The organism is Rhodococcus marinonascens NBRC 14363 (genome assembly GCF_001894885.1).
GTDB lineage: Bacteria > Actinomycetota > Actinomycetes > Mycobacteriales > Mycobacteriaceae > Rhodococcus_F > Rhodococcus_F marinonascens.
The window spans coordinates 1-21,027 of record NZ_BCXB01000012.1 but is presented as its reverse complement, the minus strand read 5'-3'; the positions used below and the strand labels follow the sequence as shown (position 1 = coordinate 21,027).

At 63.2% G+C, this 21,027-nt stretch carries 16 protein-coding genes and 3 pseudogenes; 8 read left to right on the top strand and 11 right to left on the bottom strand.

The features are described 5' to 3' along the window. Positions 1–75 precede the first annotated feature (75 nt). A complete protein-coding gene (locus tag RM2_RS10650) occupies positions 76–2,238 on the top strand; it encodes a VanW family protein (RefSeq protein WP_373863322.1) in 2,163 nt (720 codons plus the stop codon). A 70-nt stretch (positions 2,239–2,308) separates the two neighbouring features. On the opposite strand, the gene RM2_RS10645 is transcribed toward RM2_RS10650, so the two are convergent. From RM2_RS10645 to RM2_RS10635, 3 genes are all read right to left on the bottom strand, one after another. After that, positions 2,309–4,144: an acyl-CoA dehydrogenase gene (locus RM2_RS10645; RefSeq protein WP_072688934.1), complete on the bottom strand. Its 1,836-nt coding sequence runs from the start codon at positions 4,142–4,144 to the stop codon at positions 2,309–2,311. An 83-nt stretch (positions 4,145–4,227) separates the two neighbouring features. After that, a complete protein-coding gene (locus RM2_RS10640) occupies positions 4,228–4,851 on the bottom strand; it encodes a class I SAM-dependent methyltransferase (protein ID WP_072688933.1) in 624 nt (207 codons plus the stop codon). Between the two features lie 22 nt (positions 4,852–4,873). Next, on the bottom strand, positions 4,874–5,986 hold the full coding sequence (locus RM2_RS10635) for a glycoside hydrolase family 183 protein (protein WP_072688932.1): 1,113 nt from the start codon (positions 5,984–5,986) through the stop codon (positions 4,874–4,876). 304 nt (positions 5,987–6,290) lie between these two features. Here RM2_RS10635 and RM2_RS10630 point away from each other — a divergent pair, with 304 nt between their 5' ends. Beyond that, a complete protein-coding gene (locus RM2_RS10630; RefSeq protein ID WP_072688931.1) occupies positions 6,291–7,310 on the top strand; it encodes a beta-ketoacyl-ACP synthase III in 1,020 nt (339 codons plus the stop codon). Between the two features lie 79 nt (positions 7,311–7,389). Here the strand turns inward: RM2_RS10630 and RM2_RS10625 are convergent, their stop codons facing one another. After that, the gene (locus RM2_RS10625) at positions 7,390–8,547 is read right to left on the bottom strand and encodes an alkaline phosphatase family protein (RefSeq protein ID WP_072688930.1); all 1,158 of its coding nucleotides are present in this window, start codon (positions 8,545–8,547) and stop codon (positions 7,390–7,392) included. 183 nt (positions 8,548–8,730) lie between these two features. On the opposite strand from RM2_RS10625, the gene RM2_RS10620 reads away from it, so the two are divergent. Continuing rightward, positions 8,731–9,639 carry an alpha/beta fold hydrolase gene (locus tag RM2_RS10620; RefSeq protein WP_072688929.1) on the top strand — a complete coding sequence of 303 codons (909 nt, stop codon included), beginning with the start codon at positions 8,731–8,733 and terminating at the stop codon, positions 9,637–9,639. A gap of 242 nt (positions 9,640–9,881) precedes the next feature. Here the strand turns inward: RM2_RS10620 and RM2_RS26135 are convergent. Then, positions 9,882–10,535 (bottom strand): annotated as a pseudogene (locus RM2_RS26135) (DUF8548 family protein). After that, on the bottom strand, positions 10,532–10,681 hold the full coding sequence (locus tag RM2_RS24470) for a hypothetical protein (protein WP_169846707.1): 150 nt from the start codon (positions 10,679–10,681) through the stop codon (positions 10,532–10,534). Before RM2_RS24470 ends, RM2_RS26135 begins: the two are co-directional and overlap by 4 nt. Positions 10,682–10,731: 50 nt before the next feature. Between RM2_RS24470 and RM2_RS10610 the strand changes: the two genes are divergently transcribed. Further along, entirely contained in the window at positions 10,732–12,018 is a 1,287-nt protein-coding gene (locus tag RM2_RS10610; protein ID WP_072688928.1) for a lactate 2-monooxygenase, read from the top strand. A 1-nt stretch (position 12,019) separates the two neighbouring features. Here the strand turns inward: RM2_RS10610 and RM2_RS10605 are convergent, their stop codons facing one another. Further along, entirely contained in the window at positions 12,020–13,087 is a 1,068-nt protein-coding gene (locus tag RM2_RS10605) for a GmrSD restriction endonuclease domain-containing protein (RefSeq protein ID WP_072688927.1), read from the bottom strand. Between the two features lie 1,021 nt (positions 13,088–14,108). After that, positions 14,109–14,408, bottom strand: coding sequence for a hypothetical protein (locus tag RM2_RS23435; RefSeq protein WP_084721732.1), 300 nt, complete (start codon positions 14,406–14,408; stop codon positions 14,109–14,111). Between the two features lie 388 nt (positions 14,409–14,796). Between RM2_RS23435 and RM2_RS25145 the strand changes: the two are divergent. Next, positions 14,797–14,976, top strand: a pseudogene (locus RM2_RS25145) (transposase); the annotation flags it as partial. An 18-nt stretch (positions 14,977–14,994) separates the two neighbouring features. After that, positions 14,995–15,408, top strand: coding sequence for an alternative ribosome rescue aminoacyl-tRNA hydrolase ArfB (gene arfB, locus RM2_RS10590; RefSeq protein ID WP_245813844.1), 414 nt, complete (start codon positions 14,995–14,997; stop codon positions 15,406–15,408). Positions 15,409–15,462: 54 nt separating this feature from the next. Here arfB and RM2_RS10585 read toward each other — a convergent pair whose 3' ends face one another. The 3 genes from RM2_RS10585 to RM2_RS10575 are packed head-to-tail and all read right to left on the bottom strand — an operon-like array spanning position 15,463 to position 19,390. Further along, on the bottom strand, positions 15,463–16,968 hold the full coding sequence (locus tag RM2_RS10585) for a xylulokinase (protein WP_072688924.1): 1,506 nt from the start codon (positions 16,966–16,968) through the stop codon (positions 15,463–15,465). 37 nt (positions 16,969–17,005) lie between these two features. Then, positions 17,006–18,001, bottom strand: a complete 996-nt coding sequence (locus RM2_RS10580) for a dimethylarginine dimethylaminohydrolase family protein (protein ID WP_072688922.1) — start codon at positions 17,999–18,001, stop codon at positions 17,006–17,008. A 30-nt stretch (positions 18,002–18,031) separates the two neighbouring features. Then, the gene (locus tag RM2_RS10575) at positions 18,032–19,390 is read right to left on the bottom strand and encodes an MFS transporter (RefSeq protein ID WP_084721731.1); all 1,359 of its coding nucleotides are present in this window, start codon (positions 19,388–19,390) and stop codon (positions 18,032–18,034) included. A gap of 346 nt (positions 19,391–19,736) precedes the next feature. Here RM2_RS10575 and RM2_RS10570 point away from each other — a divergent pair, with 346 nt between their 5' ends. Both RM2_RS10570 and RM2_RS10565 read left to right on the top strand, forming a co-directional pair. Further along, a complete protein-coding gene (locus tag RM2_RS10570) occupies positions 19,737–19,961 on the top strand; it encodes a hypothetical protein (protein WP_169846708.1) in 225 nt (74 codons plus the stop codon). 33 nt (positions 19,962–19,994) lie between these two features. Beyond that, positions 19,995–20,409: pseudogene (locus RM2_RS10565) on the top strand (diiron oxygenase); the annotation flags it as partial. Between the last annotated feature and the right edge of the window lie 618 nt (positions 20,410–21,027).

Below are 21,027 nucleotides of genomic sequence, written 5' to 3'. Positions count from 1 at the left end.
AACGAGCATCAACGGCAAGCCGAGGCCCGTACGAAGGACAACCCGTACGAAGGACAACTCGGTGAGAGGGCCACGGTGAGCGACGAAGACGGCGATACAGGGAGTGCTACACCCGAAGGGGCGCCGCCCGAGCCGAACTCCGACGAAGCACCCACGACGCAAATGTACCTCGGTGACCTAGGCAAAAACCTCAACGGCGTGGATCCGGAACTGCTGAATTCGGAAGCCTCGACGCGGGCGGAACCGGGGGCCGATGCCGACGCCACGCAGGTGATCCCTGCGGTTTCTCCGGGTCCTCTTTCCGAGTCGGCGCAGGCGTACGCCTCGGCAGCAGAGCAGCCCACCGTGCCGGTTGCGAGCGTCGACGCTCAGGTCTCGCCGACGGCCTCGGAGCCCGAACCTGCCGTCACCTCGGCCCGCGCGCCCTGGGCGAAGATTGCCGCAATCGCCGGAGGAATCATCGCGGTGATCGGTATCGCTTATGCCGCGGACCTCGCCGTGTCTTCCGGGGAAATCCCGCGTGGGGTGACCGTGGTCGGCGTCGATGTGGGTGGTATGACCCGCGAGGCGGCCGCCGTCAAGTTGGAGGCCCAGGTCGAGCCCCGCGTGAATCAACCGGTGGCGGTGCAGGCAGGCGACGTGTCGGCGGAACTCGTGCCCGCTGCCGCCGGTCTCGGCGTCGACTGGGAGTCCACACTCGACCGGGCCGATGCACAACCGCTCAACCCGTTCACCCGACTTGCGTCGTTCTTCACCACCGACGAGATCGGCGTGGTGTCGACCCGCGACGCCGCCGCAATGGCTGCGGCCGTCGACGACTTACGCGGACAGACCGACCGCGCTCCGCGTGAGGGAACAGTCGTGTTCGAGGACGCCACCCCTGTGCCGGTCGACCCGTTGAGGGGGCAGACCTTGAACGGTGAGGGGGCGGCGTCGGCGTTGACCGAAGAATGGGCATTCGGTCGGACGGTAGAACTGCCCGTCGACGTGGTGCCCGTGACGGTGACGAGAGAAGGCGTCCAGAAGGCTTTCGACGAGATCGCGACGCCCGCCGCGTCCGCGGACCTGGTGGTCACCGGACGTGACGGTGAAGCCGCGACCGTGCCGCGTCAGCAGATCGGCGCCATCCTCGGATTCGAACCGGACGGCGACGGGGGGCTGAATCCTACGTACAACGTCGAGGCGGCCATCGGTATTCTGGCGCCACAGTTGGTATCGACGGAGGTTGAGCCCAAAGATGCGACGATCATGCTCAGCGGGGGATCACCCACAGTGGTTCCGGCCGTCGTAGGTGACTTGGTGCAGTGGCCCGAGACTCTGGATGCGCTGCCCGAATTGTTGCGCGGCAACGATTCTCACGAAATCAACGCCGTATATGGAGCCGTCCCCGCTGCTCTGACAACGGAAGACGCGCAGGCGCTCGGGGTAAAGGAAGTGATCAGCGAGTTCACCACCAGTGGGTTCTCTGCGGCGTCCGGCACGAACATCAGACTCGCGGCCGACCAGATCGACGGCGCGTTGATCAAGCCCGGCGACACCTTCTCGCTGAACGGGTACACCGGCCCACGTGGCAGGGACCAGGGCTATGTGGAGTCGGGGATCATCAACTACGGTCGCCCGGATACTGCTGTCGGCGGCGGCGTGAGCCAGGTGGCGACGACTCTGTACAACGCTTCGTACTTCGCGGGCATGGAAGACGTCGCTCACACCGAGCACTCGTACTACATCTCGCGGTACCCGGAGGCTCGCGAGGCCACCGTATTCGCGGATGTTATCGACCTCCAGTTCCGCAACACGGCCAACACCGGCGTACTGATCCAGGCCATCGGTGGAAGCTCGGATCTGACCATCAGGATGTGGGGAACCAAGACGGTCGATGTCCAGTCCATCACCGGCAACCGTACGAAGCCGACCCAACCGGACACAGTCACCCTGCCGGCCGGTGATAATTGCATCCCCACCAGCGGCGCACCGGGGTTCACCGCCAGCGACACCCGGGTGATCTCCGATCACGACACCGGGCGGGAGATCTCTCGTAATACGAGGACGGTTCGCTACGACCCCATCCCGATCGTCAAGTGCGAGGAACCCGCCGGCGCACCCGAATCGGCCGAACGCTCACCCGCCGCGATGCCCAAGCCTGCCGAGCAGACTCCCGCCGCCACGCGGGCGCCGTCCTCCCCGCCGGAAAGTCCGAAGACCACTACGTCCAGGCCGAAGCCACAAAGGGGCGAGTAGCCGCCGCACACGAAAGCACCCCTTCTCCGAACCGGAGAAGGGGTGCTTTCGTGCGGAAATCAGGAGCCGATCAGAAGGCGGCTTCGTCCAACTCCATGATGTCGTTGTCGATATTGGCGACGATGCCGCGCGTCGCGGTCAGCTCGGGCAGAACATTCTTGGCGAAGAAGGACGCGATGGCGACCTTTCCCTCGTAGAACGCCTTGTCCGCAGCGGATGCGCCCTCGTCGAGAGCCTTGATTGCGATCTCCGACTGACGCAGCAGCTGCCAGCCGATCAGCAGGTCGCCGACGGCCATCAGGAAGCGGACGGAGCCGAGGCCGACCTTGTACAGCTCGGCCGGCTGTTCCTGCGCACCCATGAGATACCCAGTGAGGGTGGCGGCCATGGCCTGGACGTCTTCGAGTGCGGTGGCCAGTAGTGCTCGCTCAGTCTTGAGGCGACCGTTGCCTGCCTCACTGTCGATGAACTTCTTGACCTCGCCGGCAACGTGCGCGAGTGCCACACCACGGTCGCGGGCGATCTTGCGGAAGAAGAAGTCCTGCGCCTGGATGGCGGTGGTGCCCTCGTACAGGGAGTCGATCTTCGCGTCGCGAATGTACTGCTCGATCGGGTAGTCCTGGAGGAAGCCGGAGCCACCGAAGGTTTGCAGGCTGTCGGTCAGGTACTGGTACGCGCGCTCGGAGCCGACGCCCTTGACGATCGGCAGCAGCAGGTCGTTGACGCGGAACGCGAGGTCCTTGTCTGCGCCGGACACCAGTTTGGCGGTGGCCTCGTCCTGGTGCGCCGCGGTGTAGAGGTACACGGCGCGCAAGCCTTCGGCGTACGCCTTCTGCATCGCGAGGGCGCGACGGACGTCGGGGTGATGGGCGATGGTGACGCGCGGAGCGGCCTTGTCGGTCATCTGCGTGAGGTCGGCGCCCTGGACGCGTTCCTTGGCGTAGTCGAGGGCGTTGAGATAGCCGGTGGAGAGCGTGGCGATGGCCTTGGTGCCGACCATCATGCGGGCGTGCTCGATGACGTCGAACATCTGGGCGATGCCGTCATGGACCTCGCCGACGAGCCAGCCCTGCGCGGGAATGCCGTGGCCACCGAAGGTGAGCTCGCAGGTGGCGGAGACCTTCAGGCCCATCTTGTGTTCGACGTTGGTGACGAAGGCGCCGTTGCGCTCGCCCAACTCGTTGGTCTCGAAATTGAAGTGTGTCTTCGGGACGAAGAACAGCGACAGTCCCTTGGTGCCGGGGCCTGCGCCCTCTGGGCGGGCCAAGACCAGGTGGAAGATGTTCTCGAACAGGTCGTCGGAGTCGGCGGACGTGATGAACCGCTTGACGCCCTCGATGTGCCAGGAACCGTCGTCCTGTTTGACAGCCTTGGTGCGACCGGCACCGACGTCGGAGCCGGCGTCGGGCTCGGTGAGGACCATCGTGGCACCCCAGCCGCGCTCGACGGCGGTGGTGGCCCACCGCTTCTGCTCGTCGGTGCCGTTGCCGAAGAGCACGTCGGCGAACGCCGGTCCGGCCTGGTACATGTGCGCCGCGGGCTGCGCGCCCAGGATCAGCTCGTTGATGGCCCACACGACGGATCGGGGGACGGGGACGCCACCGATTTCCTCGGAGAGTCCCATGCGGTACCACTCGGCGTCCCACAGGGCGCTGAACGACTTCTTGAAGGATTCCGGCAGGGTGACGGTGTGGTTCTCGGGGTCGAAGACCGGGGGGTTGCGGTCGGCGTCGGCGAACGACTCGGCCAGCGGCCCCTCAGCGAGGCGGGCAACCTCGCTGAGCATGTTGCGGACGGTGTCGGCGTCGAGATCGCCCCACACGCCTTCGCTCAGCGGCTGCTCGAGACCGAGTACCTCGAAGAGGTTGAACTCCAGGTCGCGGACGTTGCTCTTGTAATGGCCCATGTCTTCTATCTCTCCCGGTGAGATGGTGCGGTCTATCAGCAAGTACCGCCCAAGTTATTACTCGTCGGTAACATTGCCCGATATTACGCCCCATTTTCCTGACTGCCAAGACCAGGGCGGTGCGCGACCACGAGCGCGTCGATCGCGGTGCCGGCGTCGGTCTCCCGGTAGCGTCGTTCGGCAACGTCGACCTCGAGTTTGCCTTTGACCGATGCTACTAAATCATCTGGTGTGTAGAAGATTTCGGGATCCTGCGGACCTCCGACCTCCTGCGTCGGGTTAACGGCGTCGTGGCCCAAAATCATGAGGATTCCGTCAGGTTTCAGAGCGGATATGGCGCGGTTCACAACCTGTAGACGTTCCGTCGGGGCGAGGTGGAGGTAGATCATCAGGACGAGGTTGTACTCGCCGCCGAGGTCCGCACCGGTGACATCGGCAACCCGATAGTCGAGCCGTTCGCGGACCGACCGGGGCGCTTCGGCGGCGACCCGGGCGGCCTTGTCGAGGGCTACGACCGAGTAGTCGAGGCCCGTCACCTTCCAGCCACGGGTGGCGAGCCAGAGCGCATTTCTGCCCTCGCCGCACGCGAGGTCGAGTGCGCAACCGCGGGGGAGTGAGGTGGCCTGCTCGACTAGTACCGCGTTCGGTGGCACGCCCCATACGAGGTCGCTCTGCGAATACCGCTCATCCCATGCCGATGCATCCATGGACCCGACGCTAGTACGAGAACTACGCCAGCGTCGTGTGCATGAGGAGCACGTTGTAGTTGCTGTGAACGGTCGTAAGGAAGTAGAGATCCGGCCCCGACGACCACGGGTGGATATAGGCTCCATACGCGCTCGGGAGTTCTCTGGTGTCGATGAGGGTCTCGGGTTCGCTCCACGGGCCGGTGAGCGACGGTGAGCGACGCATCACCACGGAGTTGAACTGGTCGGTGGTCAGCATGAGGTATTGACCGAGGAACTCGTTGTAGGCGACGGACAGTTCGCCGACCCTGCCGGGCATGATCGGTCTGGCGACGTCGGGGTTCGACTCGATCCACTCGGCACCGTCGAAGTACTCGTAGGCGCTCAGGTCCATGATCTGGGCCTCGGGGACACGCGCGAGGTGCACGAGCCCGCCGCGTCCGGGTGGAGTTCCGTACTGGTAGACGAAACCGTCGGACTCGACAAAGGCGCTCATCTGGAAGTTGGCGTTGCCGCCGACGTTCGGACGCTGCGTCTCGGGGGCGACGGCCCAGTTCTCACCGTTGTCGTGCGAGTAGGCGAGACCGGAGTAGTTGGTATGCCACGATCCGGCCTCGCCCCAGTCTCGCACCGACATCATGCTCAGGATTTGGGTGTCACCGACCGCGACGCCGGCCGTGGGGACACGGCTGATCTCGACGAACGGAATCTTGGGGCTCGGGACGAGCTCCTTCGCCTGGCCGAAGATGTCGCGTGGGGAGCTGTCGAAGCTCATGCCGTCGGAGAGGTTGCGGTCCGAGCTGCGGAACAGGGTGCTGCTGCGCCAGGCCCACAAACTGCCCGACAGCAGATTGGGGAGTCCGAGTCCGGCGGAGTCGCCGAACGCCGTGAGAATTTGTCCCCGGCCGTTGTCCCACATGATGCCGAGATCGGTGCCGAGGACGTTGGCGTCCTGGGTGCGGTTGGCACTGAGCAGTCCCGTCTGCTGCGCCACAGCGCGTGTGCGTCCAGTGAGGTTGGGGATGCCGTTGGTGCCGTTGAGTCCGGGTATCGGATTGATGATGTTCGGGTTGGCCGCTGTGGGCGCGGCGAACGCAATCAACGACATCACGACGCTGGCGAGGGACACCACCGCGAGAGCTTTCGTTCGCTTCAAGAGGGGACACTCCAATCTCTAGCAACAGGCGGAATCGTGTGGCCCGACCGATCACCGCTAGCGGTGACAACTGCTGGAAATCGCAAGAAGTTTAACAATTTGGTTCCCGTTGGTGTGTCGATTTGACCCCCGCCAAGCATCTTGATCTCTGAGTCTACGTTCCGTCCGATACCGCTCCTGGCGGTGTGATCGGTCGATAACCAGCCACCGGCGCTACCCGCGAGGAGGTCTTCGACGTAACGTGTGCAAAACAGCAAGTCGACACTGCGCGTAACCACGCGGGACCTGATGAGGAGATCGATCGATGGGAAAGCAGATCGCCACCGCGGCTGGAGGTCGGCAGTCCGCCCTTCTCGGACTCGGCGTGTATCGGCCCGAACGGGTCGTCACCAACGACGAGATCTGTGAGTTGATCGACTCGACGGATGAGTGGATCCAGTCTCGTTCGGGTATTCGGAACCGGCGATTCGCGGCGGAAGACGAGAACGTCGTCACGATGTCCATAGCCGCAGGACGCGACGCGATCGCGGCGAGTGGGGTCGATCCCGCGCAGATCGGCTGCGTCATCGTCGCCACGTCGACGTATCTCTTGTTGACGCCCCCGGCCGCGGCCGTGGTTGCCGACGCGCTGGGCACTGGTGGACCCGGCGCGTTCGACCTCAGCGGCGGGTGCGCGGGCTTCTGCACGGCGCTGACCGTGGCGTCAGATCTGGTGCGGGGAGGATCCGTCGACTATGTACTCGTGGTGGGTGTCGAGAAGATGAGCGTCACCACCGACCCGACCGACCGCGCCACTCGTTTCATCTTCGGTGACGGCGCCGGGGCTGTCGTCGTCGGCAAGAGCGACGTCGCGGGTATCGGGCCGGTGGAGTGGGGTTCGGACGGCGCCCAGTCCGGCGCCATCGTGCAGGATATGGATTGGTACGAATACATCACGACGCCGGGCGCCACGCGCCCGTACATCAAGATGACCGGAACCGCGGTGTTCCGCTGGGCCGCCTTCGAGATGGGTAAGGTTGCGCTCTCCGCGCTGGACAAGGCAGGGCTGTCGGTCGATGATCTCGACGCGTTCGTTCCGCACCAGGCCAACTCGCGGATCACGGAGGTGATCGCCCGGAGCATGAAGCTCCCGGAGAGCGTCCCGGTCTCTGACGACATCGCCGAGAACGGTAACACCTCGGCAGCATCGGTGCCGCTGGCGATGGCAGCCATGTTGGAGTCTGGCGACACCAAGCCGGGTGACACAGCCCTGTTGCTCGCATTCGGTGCCGGGCTGTCCTACGCGGCTCAGGTCGTGACGATGCCGGTCCTCGCGAAGAAGTGACCCGAGCCGGTCCCGCCAGGCCGGCTGCTGGAGGAGCCGGACTGGAGAGCGGCGGGACGATGGAGTGGCACCAGGGCGGCTAGGCAGTGGTGGTGCCGTGCAACAAGGGAATCAGCAACTCGTCGTCCGTGAGCGCCCCGTGCTGTCCGGGCAGTGCGGACAGCCTCGATTCCACTTTCCGCCGGACCACGGCGACACCGCCCTGCGCAATGGCGACGACGTGTCCGATGCGGTCGTGTATCTCGGATCGCACGGCGGGCCCGAAAAGCCCTGCGGCGAGGGCCTCATCCCTTGTCCCGATCCACATGCGGTGTCCCAGTTCCGCCCGCCAACGATCCGCGACGTCGGCTGCGGCACCCCGCCGTGTGTGGACGTGCCTGCACCGCGGCTCACCCGCGAGCGTCACGACGTCGTCCGACAGAGCAGGTGCGGTATCGAAGTCGATCTTGTCCTTGTCGTCCACGGTGACCATGCCGTGGTCCGCGGTCACGTAGAGCGTGCTGTCGGTGCCCTCGAGGCCCGCGACGACGTTCTCGACGAGACGGTCGACCAGGGTCAACTGATTGAGCCAGGACTCGGAACCAGGTCCATAGATGTGGCCCAATGTGTCGATTTCGCTGAGATAGCAGTACGTGAGGGTCCGATCCCCTGCCCGGGCCGCTGCGGCGACGTGTGCGATCAAGTCGCCATATGCATGTATGCCCGTGAACGTGCCGCCGCGCAGGACTGCGCGAGTGAGTCCGGACCCGTCGAACTTCGCGGGAGCCACGGTGCGGCATGAAATGCCCGCTGCCGTAGCACGTTCGAAGACCGTGGGTGAGGGCTGGGTGACCTCGGGTACCAGGCGCCCGCGTTCGTCCCGGCCGCGCCCCGATTGCCAAGACAACCAGTTGAGAGCGCCGCGAACCTCACGAACGTATGACTGGTAGCCGGTGATGCCGTGGCTGCCGGACGGCAACCCGGTACCGAGGGACGCGATGCTGGTGGCCGTAGTGGTGGGGAATCCCGCGCGGATCGGCCGGCCGGACAGGCTGTCGAGGAAAGGCGCGTATTCCCGGTGACGATGCAGCAGGTTCCAGCCCAGGCCGTCGATCAACAGGACCACGGTGTGCCGGCTGTCCGGCAGGTGTAGGCGATTGGCCTCGCCGGCGGCGCCCAGCGAGGCGAGGACGGACGGCATCAGGGTAGACAGCGTGGGCTGTGAGTACACGTCGAGTTGGGGCGCCGAGACGGTCATGCAATCCACTATGGCCGATCGGCTCATAACCCGGCGCGGTACAGGCCTCAGGTTGGCCGCTGAGGGTGAGTCGGCGATCCGAGTAGATCCTGACACGGCAAAAGGCCAGTTCACATCTGCCGCGTGACGGAGAACTGGTCCCGGGGCGAATCGTGACTGGAGTCACGTGCGAAGCTGTGGGTCATGGTGGATATTGCACGCCCGCAGTTGGAGGGCACGGTTGCTGTAGGCGAGGGGCGCCGACTCGGTTTCGCGGAGTTCGGTTCGGCCCAGGGGAGAGCGATCTTCTGGTTGCACGGCACGCCGGGCGCGAGGCGTCAGGTTCCGATGGAGGCAAGGGCATTCGCCGAACGCGAGCACGTCAGGTTGATCGGGATCGACCGGCCGGGTGTGGGGTCGTCGACGCTGCACCACTACGGCGCGGTGATCGACTTTGCCGACGACCTCCGAACGGTCGCGGACACGCTGGGTGTCGATCAGATGGCTGTGATCGGGCTGTCGGGTGGCGGGCCCTACACGCTGGCCGCAGCCCGAGCCATGCCCGATCGGGTGGTCGCGACCGCCGTAATCGGAGGTGTCGCACCGACGAAAGGCCCCGACGCAATCCGTAGCGGGCTGATGGATTTTGCGTCGCTGGTGGCTCCGGTGTTGGCTGCGGGCGGCATTCCCGTCGGAGTGGCAGCTAGTTCGGTAATACGGCTCGCGAGGCCGTTCGCGTCTCCGATCATCGACCTCTACGGACGGATGTCGCCAGAAGGCGACCGCCGGCTGCTCGCACGCCCGGAGTTCAAGGCGATGTTTCTCGACGATCTTCTCAACGGCACCCGCAAGCAACTCAGTGCGCCGTTCGCCGACCTGGTGTTGTTCACCAGGGACTGGGGATTTGAAGTGAGTTCTGTGACGACTCCGGTGCGATGGTGGCACGGCGACTGTGACCACATCATCCCGATGCGGCACGGTCAGCACATGGTCTCGCTACTGCCCAACGCCGAGTTCCACATGATGCAAGGTGAAAGTCATCTCGGTGGCCTGGGCATGTCGGAAGAGATCCTCCGATCGCTCCTCGACATCTGGGACGAAAGGGGGGCGTAGGTGCGGTTCCGCTCGGTGTGACGGGCGGGATTTCGTTGTTGAGCGGAAGGTGGCGTGACCGTATCCTCCTCGCAGACAAGCGCGTCGGACGGTCCGTCGCTTCTCCGCATCCCAACACCGCATCCCAACACCGCATCCCAACACCCAAAGTCGGGGCGTCGGATCCTCGATTCCGATAGCCGAAACTATGACGATCGGCCTGGTATTCGCTTCGCTCCGTCTTCACTCAGAAGCGTGCTCCGCTAGCGTCCGGAACGCGCCGCGAGCCAGATGGCGTGGTCGACCTCCCACGGAGTAACCTGTCGGCCCATCATTGCGCTCAGCTGCTGTGCGATGTCCCGAAGCACGATGCGGGCCTCGGCAGCCGTCACCTTCACGCCGTGGCACGCAAGCCAATGCAGCAGCATCCGATTGGGTTTGACAGTGTTTTCATCCCCGATGAGCATCCACAGGTAGCCACGGCGGATACCCTACTTGCCCTCGCCGGGCACCTTCCGCAGCGCCGCTTCCACTGCGTCGAGGCGCAGGGGATCGGTCAGTACCGCGTGAGCTTCAGCGAGGGTCCGTACCCCGTGCTCATGCAGAATTGCTGCGTACTGCAGTACCGCGTCAGCCTTGCGTATCCCGCCCCGAGGCGAGGTGTTCTGCCGGTTCTTCGTTGTCGCCAGCAGCGCCTCGGCGGCGGGGTAGCGGTCGAGGAAGGTATCGAGCGGAACGGGATCGCCCGATTACGGACCCGACATCTCCACAGACGGTGAGTAGACCTCTAAATCTGTGGCGACCCGCTTGACCACCGGCACCACGTGGTTGTCGTAGTGGGCACCGATGCTGTAGACCGCGTCGAGCACGCAGAAGATCGCACTCACCCACCGCCGCTCACGTGGATGCGGGTTCAGATCCCGGCAGTTTCGATCCCGGTCTCGTCGCGCATACGCGGACCATAGCCACCCCAGGGGGCAGCTACCACTACCCACACCGACGGCGCTACCCTCGCGTCGAGAATGAAGTTCTCGTCGATGGACTCGGTGTCCGGCGCAAGCATGCGCGGTTCGCGCCGCAACCAGCCGTCCGGGGCTGTGGAAGACTCTGCTCATGTCTGAGAGCGAGAACCGGGACAGCCCGGGCCGGGCCCGCCAGAATCTGATCTATCGCGACGGCGTCCTCGGTCGTACCCCTTCCGTCCCCACCGATTTCGACACTCTTGAGCGGCGGGCACGGAAGAAAATGAGCGCGAAGGGCTGGGCCTACGTTCACGGCGGCGCGGGCCTGGGCCGCACGATGCAAGCCAACCGGGACGCATTCGACAAGTGGCAGATCGTTCCCCGGGTGCTGCGCGACGTCTCGAGGCGCGACATCGGCATCGAACTGTTCGGTCGCCGGATTCCGGCACCGGTTCTCCTCGCTCCCGTTGGTGCCTCCGAACTCGCCCGGCCGGAGGGCGATGTCGCGATCGCCGCGGCCGCCGCCGAATTGGGTGTGCCCTACATCTTTTCCAACCAAGGCTGCGCTCCGATGGAGGAAAGCGCGGCGGCGATGGGCGATGCTCCCCGGTGGTTCCAGCTGTACTGGAGTACGGACGACGACCTCGTCGACAGCCTGCTCCAGCGCGCCGAGAACATTCGGGCGGACGCCGTCGTCGTCACTCTCGACACGACCATGCTCGGCTGGCGTCCGGAGGATCTCAACCTCGGCTCGCTCCCCTTCGCGCAGGGGCAGGGGATCGCGCAGTACACCTCCGATCCAGTGTTCCGCAGGATCGTGCACGACAGGATCAAGGCGACGGTGGGCAAGGCGGACGTCGAGGTGACGCTCGGCGCGATCCGGTCGCTGGTGTCGATGACCCGGCGCTTCCCTGGCCGTTTCCTCGACAACCTCCGGTCGCCGGAGCCCCGGGCCGCGGTCGAGACGTTCCTGGACATCTACTCGCGGCCGTCGTTGAGTTGGGCAGACATCGAGACCCTTCGCAGCAGGACGTCCCTCCCGGTCCTACTCAAAGGCGTACTCCATCCGGACGACGCCCGTCGCGCGCTCGACGCCGGGGTGGACGGCATCGTCGTGTCCAACCACGGTGGGCGACAGGTGGACGGCAGTGTGTCCTCGCTCGACGCGTTGGTGGACATCGCGCCCGTCGTCGACGGCAGACTGAAGCTGCTCCTCGACAGCGGAGTCCGCACGGGAGCAGATGTCTTCAAGGCCCTCGCACTCGGTGCGGACGCGGTGACCCTCGGCCGCCCGCACCTCTACGGCCTGGCCCTCGCGGGTCAGGCCGGTGCTCGGGACGCCACGGCCAACGTGATTGCCGAGTTCGACCTCACGATGGGGTTGAGTGGTCTGAGGTCCGTCGCCGAGATCGATCGGACCGCGCTGCGTCGAGCGTAAGTCAGCTTTCGCAGCCCACGCCGTCACCGTCGCGGTCCAGGTGGGTTCCGTAGCCGGCTTGGCCGATACGGACCGGTGCGGCGCCCGCAGCCCTGGCCGCCGAACAGTTCTTGTAGTACACGTCGCTCTGCGGTGCCGTGTCGACGTACGGGGCGGGGTCCGGCACGACCGGCGCCGGCGACGCGATCGGCGCGAGATCGGTGCTGGGAACCATGGCCGAGGCGGGTTCCACGGCTCCGCAGTCCTGGAGAACCCGCGCGATTGCGTCGTGCTCGGCCTGCGTAACCCACAGTCCGTAGGCGGCCTTCACCTCCACCTGATCGGCCACGTACGTGCATCGGAAGCTCTTGTTCGGCGGCAGCCACGTTGCGGCGTCACCGTCCGACTTCTGCTGGTTGGCGGGGCCGTCGACGGCTTTCAGGTTCCGTGGGTCGTTCGCGAAGTTCTTACGGGTGGCGGTGTCGAGTTGCTGGGCGCCCTTCTGCCACGCATCGGACAGAGCGACGACGTGATCGATCTGCACAGCCGTGGACGTGCGTTCGCCGCGCACGAAGGAAATGGCTTTCCCGGTGTAGGGATCGAGCAGTGTTCCAGTCTGCACGGCGCAGTCACGGCTACCCGGCTTGAACACGATCTGTTCGAGATCGCGCCGGAGGATGTCATTTCGGGTGTCGCACCCATTGTGACCGCCCTCCACGCTGACGTCGTCGGTCCACGACGACCCGAACAGTTCCCGGTCATAGCCGGTCTTCGGTGCGCGTCCCTTGATCTCGAGGGTGGCGAGCAGGCGCAGTGCGTCGTTCTTGTCGACGGCGCCCGCGATTAGGGGATCGATCGGTGACGCAGGCGCAGACGCCGCCGGTGCCTGTGTCGAAGTGGTATGCGATGGACCAAGCGTGGTCGCCGGGCTCGCAACCGTGCGGGTCGCCGATTCTGCTGCGACCTCGGATGATTGGTCGTCCTGCCACGGGCTGAGCAAGAGGACCGCGGATACGACCACGATGGATCCGGCAGCGATCCAGGGCCACTTCTTGCGCGTGGCAGGCATTGAGGACGGGAGGTAGGTCACGCTGTCACTCGATGAACTCGGGAACCGATGTTCATCGAGCAACGGAATGTCTTTCCGCTACTCGGCAGTACGAGAGTGTCAGCATGCGTCAGAGTATGGCTGAACATGCAGGGTTGGTCAGGTTCTGTGCGAGCGAGTCGGCCTGAAACTGTGCCCGGACCCGGCTCGCCCGTCACCTCGCCGAAGACGTGCGCCGCCCCGGGAGCGACCCTGCCCGCCGATCAAATGAACGGCAGGCAGCGTCGAAATGCGCGAGGACAGGATCGATGGAGAGGTAACGTCGCGGGGCCCGACAACTGGCCGCTCAGAGCGACCCGAACCCGGGGAATCCGGGTATCTGACCCGGAGGAAAGCCACCGGGGGGTCCTCCAAACCCTCCGAAACCCATCGGACCGCCGGGCCCCGGCCCGAAGAAGCCACCCGGCCCCCCGAGCCCTCCAAAGCCACCGGGCCCTCCAAAGCCACCCGGCCCCCCGGGCCCTCCAAAGCCCCCGGGCCCTCCAAAGCCACCCGGCCCCCCGGGCCCTCCAAAGCCCCCGGGACCCCCAAAGCCACCGGGGCCTCCAGGGCCACGCACGAGATCAGTGGGATGCGCCGAGTGCGATACGACTGTCGCGGCGGTAGCCGGCACGACTCCGATCCCGAGGGGAAGCGCGACGAGCGCTCCGGCGGCAATGATCTTGGCGAGAGTCCGGCGTGAGGGTATGTGCGAGTTGTTCATGATTTGGTGCTCCTTGTTCGGCATCCGGATCATTGGCCTTCAGCGGTGGCGCCAGATCCGTGTGGACGCGCCATTTCGTGACTGGCGGGTCCAGCGACCACCGTACGCTCGGTGCTGGTTGTGTTTGTGAGCGGAATTCGAACGCGATCCCGCCGACCGCCTTAATGATTCGAACGAAGCTATCGCCCGCGTGCTCACATCAGGGGGCCGCTTCCGTCCGCCCGTTTCACCTGTTCCCGGCCGACGGCGGCCTACGTAAGCCGATCGGTTGAGAGTTCAACAAGTTTGTGAATGTGCTCTTTAGTAGCCGTGACCGGGGTGGTAGCCGGGACCTCCGAAACCGGGTCCAGAGAAGTGTCCGGGAGGTCCTGGGTGGAATCCCTGTCCGCCGTAACCGCCTGGTCCGGGGTGGAACCCCGGACCGCCGTAACCTTCGGGGCCACGTACGAGTTCAGTGGAATGCGCCGAGTGCGATACGACGGGCGCGGCGGTAGCTGGCGCTACTCCGATCCCGAGGGGCAGCGCTACGAGCGCTCCTGCCACAACAATCTTGGCAATCTTGGGGAGAATCCGTCGTGAGGGTGCATGCGAATTGTTCATGATGTGGTGCTCCTTGTTCGGTATCCGGGTCCTTTGTCTTCATTGGGCGCCGGATCCGGGTGGACGTGCCCTTTCGTGACTGGCGGGTCCAGCGACCACCGTACGCTCAGTGCTGCTTGTGTGTGCGAGCGGAATTCGAAAGCGATCCCGCAGACCTGCTTGACGATTTGGACGTGGCTATCGCTGGTTGCGTTCACCCCAGGGCCTGTATCGACCGAGGAAATCAAGGTGTTTCAAGAGAGTCTGCGGCTAAGTGAGCAATGGCTCGACGACATCGGCGGAAGACCTGGGGGCGCAAGAGCTGGGATAGAAGTTGCGCCACCACTCGTGGTCGGGGTTTCCTTGCTTGTGTGCATCTTGGACACTGGATCATGAGGTCCAGAGAAAGATGCCGATGATGGTGATGAAGGCGTACCCGGCGAAGTTCAAAGCCGATGCCGTCGCGTCGTACCTATCAGATCCGGAGAAGACGCTGGAAGGCGTCGCGAGGGACCTGGGGATCAGTAGTGAGGTTTTGCGGAACTGGGTGCACGCTCGCGAGGCAGGCAGCACGTCGCGGCCGGCGCAGGCTGACGTTACCGACGATCTGGAGATCACGCGATCGTTGATCGTTCCCGCTGCGGAATTGCACTGGCGGTTCTCTCGCTCGAGCGGCCCGGGCGGCCAGGGAATCAACACTACGGACTCGCGGGTGCAATTGGCCGTCAACCTTTCGACCTTGTCGACGCTATCGCCTGAGCAGCTTGGACGCATGCAGATTCAGCTGGCGCACAGGCTGGTTGACGGGATGATCACCGTGACGGCGTCCGACATGAGGTCGCAACTACGCAATCGGCGCTCGGCGCGGGCGCGGATGTCGGCGTTGCTGAGAGATGCACTCTTGACTGAGCCACGCAAGCGTCGCCCCACCACCGCGACCAAGGGCTCGCATCGACGAAGACTCGAGGGGAAGAAGCAGCGCGCACAGACGAAGAACCTACGGAAGAAGCCGGACATATAGAGATCGGCATTTCGCAGGCAAATGGGCAATACCAGCCGCGACACCGATCACACGTCAGTCGGTGGATCGAGGTTTCAGTAAGTCCGTGAAGGTGCTTTTCAGTTGTGGATAGAGGGCCGCAAAGACACCATATTGCGCCTCATAGGTTGCGCGCGCCGAGTCCCGCGGTTCATACGATTGGGCGACGGGAAATAGTCCGGGTGGCGCGTACGTCTCGTACCAACCCAGTGTGCGTCCGGCGATGATGGCTGCTCCGTGTGCCGCGGCATTCTCCGGCTGAGACACTACCTGCAGGTCACGTGCCAGGACATCGGCCAATATTTGCATCCAGATCGTCGACTTGGCCCCACCCCCAACTACGTACAGCGTCTGCGCCGTTGTTCCCAACGCCTCGAAGAGCGATCGATAACCAAAGCAAACGCCTTCCATGACCGCGCGGATGAGGTCGGCGCGCACGGTCTGATTGGAGATGCCGATATAACAGGCGCGGGCGTCGGGATCGCGAAATGGGGAACGTTCGCCGGCCAAGTACGGAAGGTAGATCACACCGTTGCTGCCGACGGGTGCCATTGCTGCGGTCGCGTTCAGCGTTGCATAGTCCATTCCCTCCGCTATTTCGCCGCGCACCCAATCCAGATTGCCCCCGGCTGTAAGCATGGGGGCGACCTGGATCAAACGCTGCTGGTCGGGATGGCGCAATGTGAAGATGCCGTTCTCCGCGCCGGCCGCGGAAGGTTGAACCGTGTCCAGCGCAGTGGATGCAATCCAGCCACTGGTGCCGAGGTAGCAGTAGGAGCGATTCGGTTCACCCGCACCCACGCCCACGGTTGCGGCCGCCAGATCGCCCGCACCGGCAAAGACGGGCAGATCAGGCGGCAGCATGAGTTCCTGTGCCGCGGTAGTTGTCAGAGTCCCAATGTGTTCGTGGGCCGCCGCTAGACACGGTAGCTTTTGCGCGTCCAACCCCACACGTTCCAAAAGTTCTGTCGCCCAAACATTTTCGTGCAGGTTCAGCAGGCCGGTGGTACTGGCGGTCGTGTAATCGCAGCTGGCAACACCGCAGAGCCGCCAGCCAATGTAGCTGTGTGCGCCGAGGAGAATTGTTCGCGCCGCTGTCAATCGATCTGCTTCGTGTATCTGCAGCCAACGCCACTTTGCCAAGAGGCTGGACGCATCTTGCGTATTGCCGGTTAGGCGTAGCAACTCGTCTCCGCCTATCTGGGAGGCGATTTCCTGCGCTTCGTGTTGCGCGCGTGTGTCCGAGTAAAGGATGGCGCGCCCAATCGCACCATCGGTACCGATGAGGATCAAATCCTGCATCTGGCCGCTCAACGTAATTCCGACCAGATCATGCGCGGGCGGATCGGCCTTTTGTCGAAGCTGAGCGAGCGCGTCTCGAGTCGCTTGCCACCACGCGTTGGGCTCTTGCTCGACACGATAGCCGGAGTTTGTGTAGGTCGCATAGCCTGCATAGCCGCTGGCCAGCAACCGACCGTCCTGTGCGGCGAGCGTAGCTTTGGTGCCTGTGGTGCCGATATCCAGCGCGATGAGAGTTTGCATAGGGATGTTCGCTTTCCATCAGGGACTTCGACGTTGCCTACCAGTCGCGTTGCAGCTCCATGGTGCTGCAATGCAAACTTCCGCCATTCTTTTGGATCTCGTCATACTCAACCGGGATGGCCTCCACGTCGAACTTCGACGTGAGAAGCTCGGCGGTCCGAGGCAGATGGGCGCCGATCATCACCTTTCGAGGAGCGATAGTCAAGGAGTTGATTGCCCACTCCTCGCCCCGGGGCACCTCGACTGTCTCGATGCCGAGTCGATTCAACTCGACGATGAACTCGTAGGGAAGCTCAGCGCTCTCGATGAGTGCAAGATCATGATCGAGCATTACCAGGCTTCCATCAATATGAATGCAATACCCTGGCAGCGGAACTTCGATGACTTCCATTCCAACGGCCTCCAGATGCCGCCGAATCTGAAGAAAGCCCTCGTGATTGCACCGAATGGATGTGCCGAACGCCGCCAAGTCTGAGCGCAGCTTCATGAAACTTCCTCCTTCCGCCACAGCAGTTCCGGTGAGCGTTCCAAGAATGGGCATACCCGCCGCGGCGACAGTCCGAGTGATCGACTGTTCCTCACCCCGACGCATCCGAGGAGCAAGACGCAGAACAACTGCGCCGCCGGGCACCGTAATCAACGGATCACGCGTGTAGATCGACTTCGTAAATGTCTCAGGAAGTTCAGGAGCCATCAGCACTTCGATTCCCTGACTCTCGAGGGTGGCAACGTAGCCTGCGTACTGGTCGACAAGTCTTTCCCAGTTGGGTGCGTTGCGGTCCTTCCAGTACCAGCTGCCGTCGGGATCGATGCAGGCGCCGAGTTCTTCGTTCCAGGCCTCTGCGCGAATCTTGCGCAGGCCAGGGTTCGGCGGCCGCATGAGAACGGTGCGGAGCTGACTTACCTCATCTGCTGCGCCCCAGGATCGCCCCCAATTGGAGCGGAGTTCTTCAGGATCAAGAAACCCCGGTTTGGGCTCAGGTCCGAGAACTTCATGAACATTTTTTGGGTTCGACATATAGATTGCTCCCATATTCTATCTCAGCTATCAGAGTGGATCGTTTCAATCGTCGAAGAGTACTGGGCGGCGCTTCGCCGAAAGGAGGGACACGAGCGTGACCAGGGAAAGTGCAACAAGAATTGAACCGGTCCACCATATCGAATTATCTGTGATGTCCAGAACGAAGGTGGCAAAGAAGGGGACAAGTCCGGCAATTACACCCGCCAGGCTGTACGCGATGCCAGTTGCCGTCTGGCGTACATGTGCAGGGAATAGACCGTTCAGGACTTCACCACACGCCGCATACGATATGGAAATCAAGGCGGAACCGGCAATCATGGCGAATGCGATACTGTACTGCGTACCTCCTACGACAATTGCGAAGATCGGTAGGGCGAGTAGGGTAGATGCACTTGCTCCGATCAATCCAACATTTGCGCCACCAATCCGATTGGCAAGCAACCCCCAACCCAAGAACAACAGAACGTTCGTTGCTGATCCGATAAGCGAGGCATTCAAGAGTGGTGTTGGATCCAGTCCCAGTTCGCGCGTGGCGTAGTTGAGAACGAATGTATTGACGAAATAGTACCCGGCAACTCCCAGTACGGCAACGCCAATTCCTATGAACAACGGCTTTTTGTGTGTGCTGACAACGGTTCCCAGTGGGGCCCCGTGGTTCTTTGATTCTGAAGGATCAACCACGGGAGCATCAGGCAGCGCGCGCCGAAGCCAAACGACAATGAGCATAAACGGCAGTGCCATGATAAATGGCACCCTCCAGCCCCAGTCCGAGAATGCCTCCGTGGTGAGCACTGCGGTCAGGGCACTGAACGTAATGGTGCCGATGAGAATGCCCGCCGGATTTCCGAGTTGCGGAAGCATTGCATAAAAGCCTCGCTTCCCTGACGGAGTCTGCTCGGTGATCATTGCGGATGCCCCACTCCACTCACCTCCCATCGCGATTCCCTGTACGAGACGAAGAGACACCAGCAAAACCGCACCCATGATCCCGATCGAATGAGAACCGGGAATGAACCCGACTAGGGAAGTCGAAATTCCCATCATCCAGATCGTGATCATCAAACTCTTCTTGCGACCGACTCGGTCCCCGATATGTCCGAAGATGATCGCGCCGAGTGGGCGTGCAATGAATCCGATCGCAAATGTCGCAAATGCGGCGAGAGCGCCTGCTACCGGATCTTCGGACGGGAAGAAGACATCACCGAAAACTAGTGCCGCAGCGGTTCCGAACAAATAGAAGTCGTACCACTCCATCGCTGTGCCCGTGAACGCAGCCAGGGCAATGCGTCGGTGCTTTCCTCCTTGCACTTTCTCGCGGGGACTCTGGGCGTCTGTATAGACCTCCACTGTGTGGCCTTTCGCTGCAAAATCGATCGACGACGTCGGCTCGCCTCGTTTCACCGGCTATACGTCTCCATGATGATCCAGGCCTTCCCACACGTGTCGTGGTCATTAAGGACACGTTGTCTGAGCCGATCATCTGCGACAACCCCTATTCGCCCACGATTTGAGCGCGCTGATGTGCAAGTGCACATCTCTCTCGAATCGCCGGGACGCCGAACAGTGCGTTGATGACCAGGGTTCCTCTGTGTTCGTCAGTAGGAGTCCCGTTCGAACAACCCGGCTACCGAGCTTCGTGCGTGTCGATGAGGAAGCATTGCCCCGCACAATTTTCCCAGGTCGTCACCTTTGAAGCCGCGCACTCATGGCTTTGGGTCACCTCGCCTGGGCAGAGGGCGGTGGAACGATGAATGGCCGCCTACCCCGGTGGGGTGGGCGGCCATATCTCGTGCGGTGGTCCGAGCCTGTCGGTCAGATCGGCCAGGCCAGTGAACCGAGGCTGCCGAGTGACGATTGTCCCTCGTCGATCACGATCACCGACACCTCCGACAACGACGTCGAAAACCCGAATGACTTGACGGTGACCTACGCGTGGGTGCCGTCGGGGGTGATCGCCACCCGGTCGGGGTAGCTTCCGACTTTGATGGTGTCGGCGTGTGCGGGTTCACTCCACGCGCGATACATGCTCACCGAGATGGGTGATGAGTGCAGGCACATGACGATGTTCGGACGCGCCATCGAGCGGATGGGCGCACTACCGTACCAACTCCGATGGCATCAGGCAGTGGTGGTCAACTTGCTGCCCAAGACATTTCGCGGAACAATGTTGTGGGTAGCGGCGCTCACCGGTGAAGAGATTTTCGACGCCACGCAGCGGCGTGTACTCGAGGATTCGGAGCTGCAGCCGATGATCTCCCGCCTGATGCGGATCCACGTCACCGAGGAATCCCGGCACATTCGATTGGCCCGTGAGGGTGTCAGGCGCCGTGTGGCCGAAGGTCACCGCACGTCGACAGGCGTTTGCGAACCCGAACTTTCGCCGGAATCAGCAACTCGGCTTCGAGTCGCTGGCCGCCTTCCCGCATGTGTCGTGGTGAATAAGGAACACGTTGTCTGAGCCGGTTGTCTGCGGCAATCGCTATTCGCACACGATTTGGGCGTATGGATGTGCAAGTGCACATTTTTCTCGAATCGGCAAGGGGGCGATGCGTGAGTTTGATATTAGAGAGTAAGTCTGTGGAACGGTGGGAATTGGTTAGGCGGTGTGGGTCTGGTGGCGCACCGGATCCTTGTGCTTCGATCTCGGTTCGTTGACAGGCAGCGGCTCGGGCGCAGACAGCGCTTTCAGCTGACACCCGCACTGTGGAGCCCGAGAACGCCGCCACCCTGACAGACAGACAGACAGACAGACAGACAGACAGACAGACAGGGAGGGTGGCGGCGTCCTTCGCCGTGGGAGCCGTATTGATCAGGTGAGCATTGTTCCCACACGTTCGACACCGGTGCCTACGCAGATGTAGAACGTGATCAATTCTCGTATTAACCTCGATCTTTCGTAAGTTCCGTGTGCCGGCCTGAGCGGTTTCGGATTGGGTTTCTCAGCCGTGAAACCGGTGGTCGGGCATGAGCAGGCGCCCGATGTGGTCGGGTGGCATCGGGGTCCACGGCCCCGAAAGCGGGTGGTCCTTTCGGCTCGG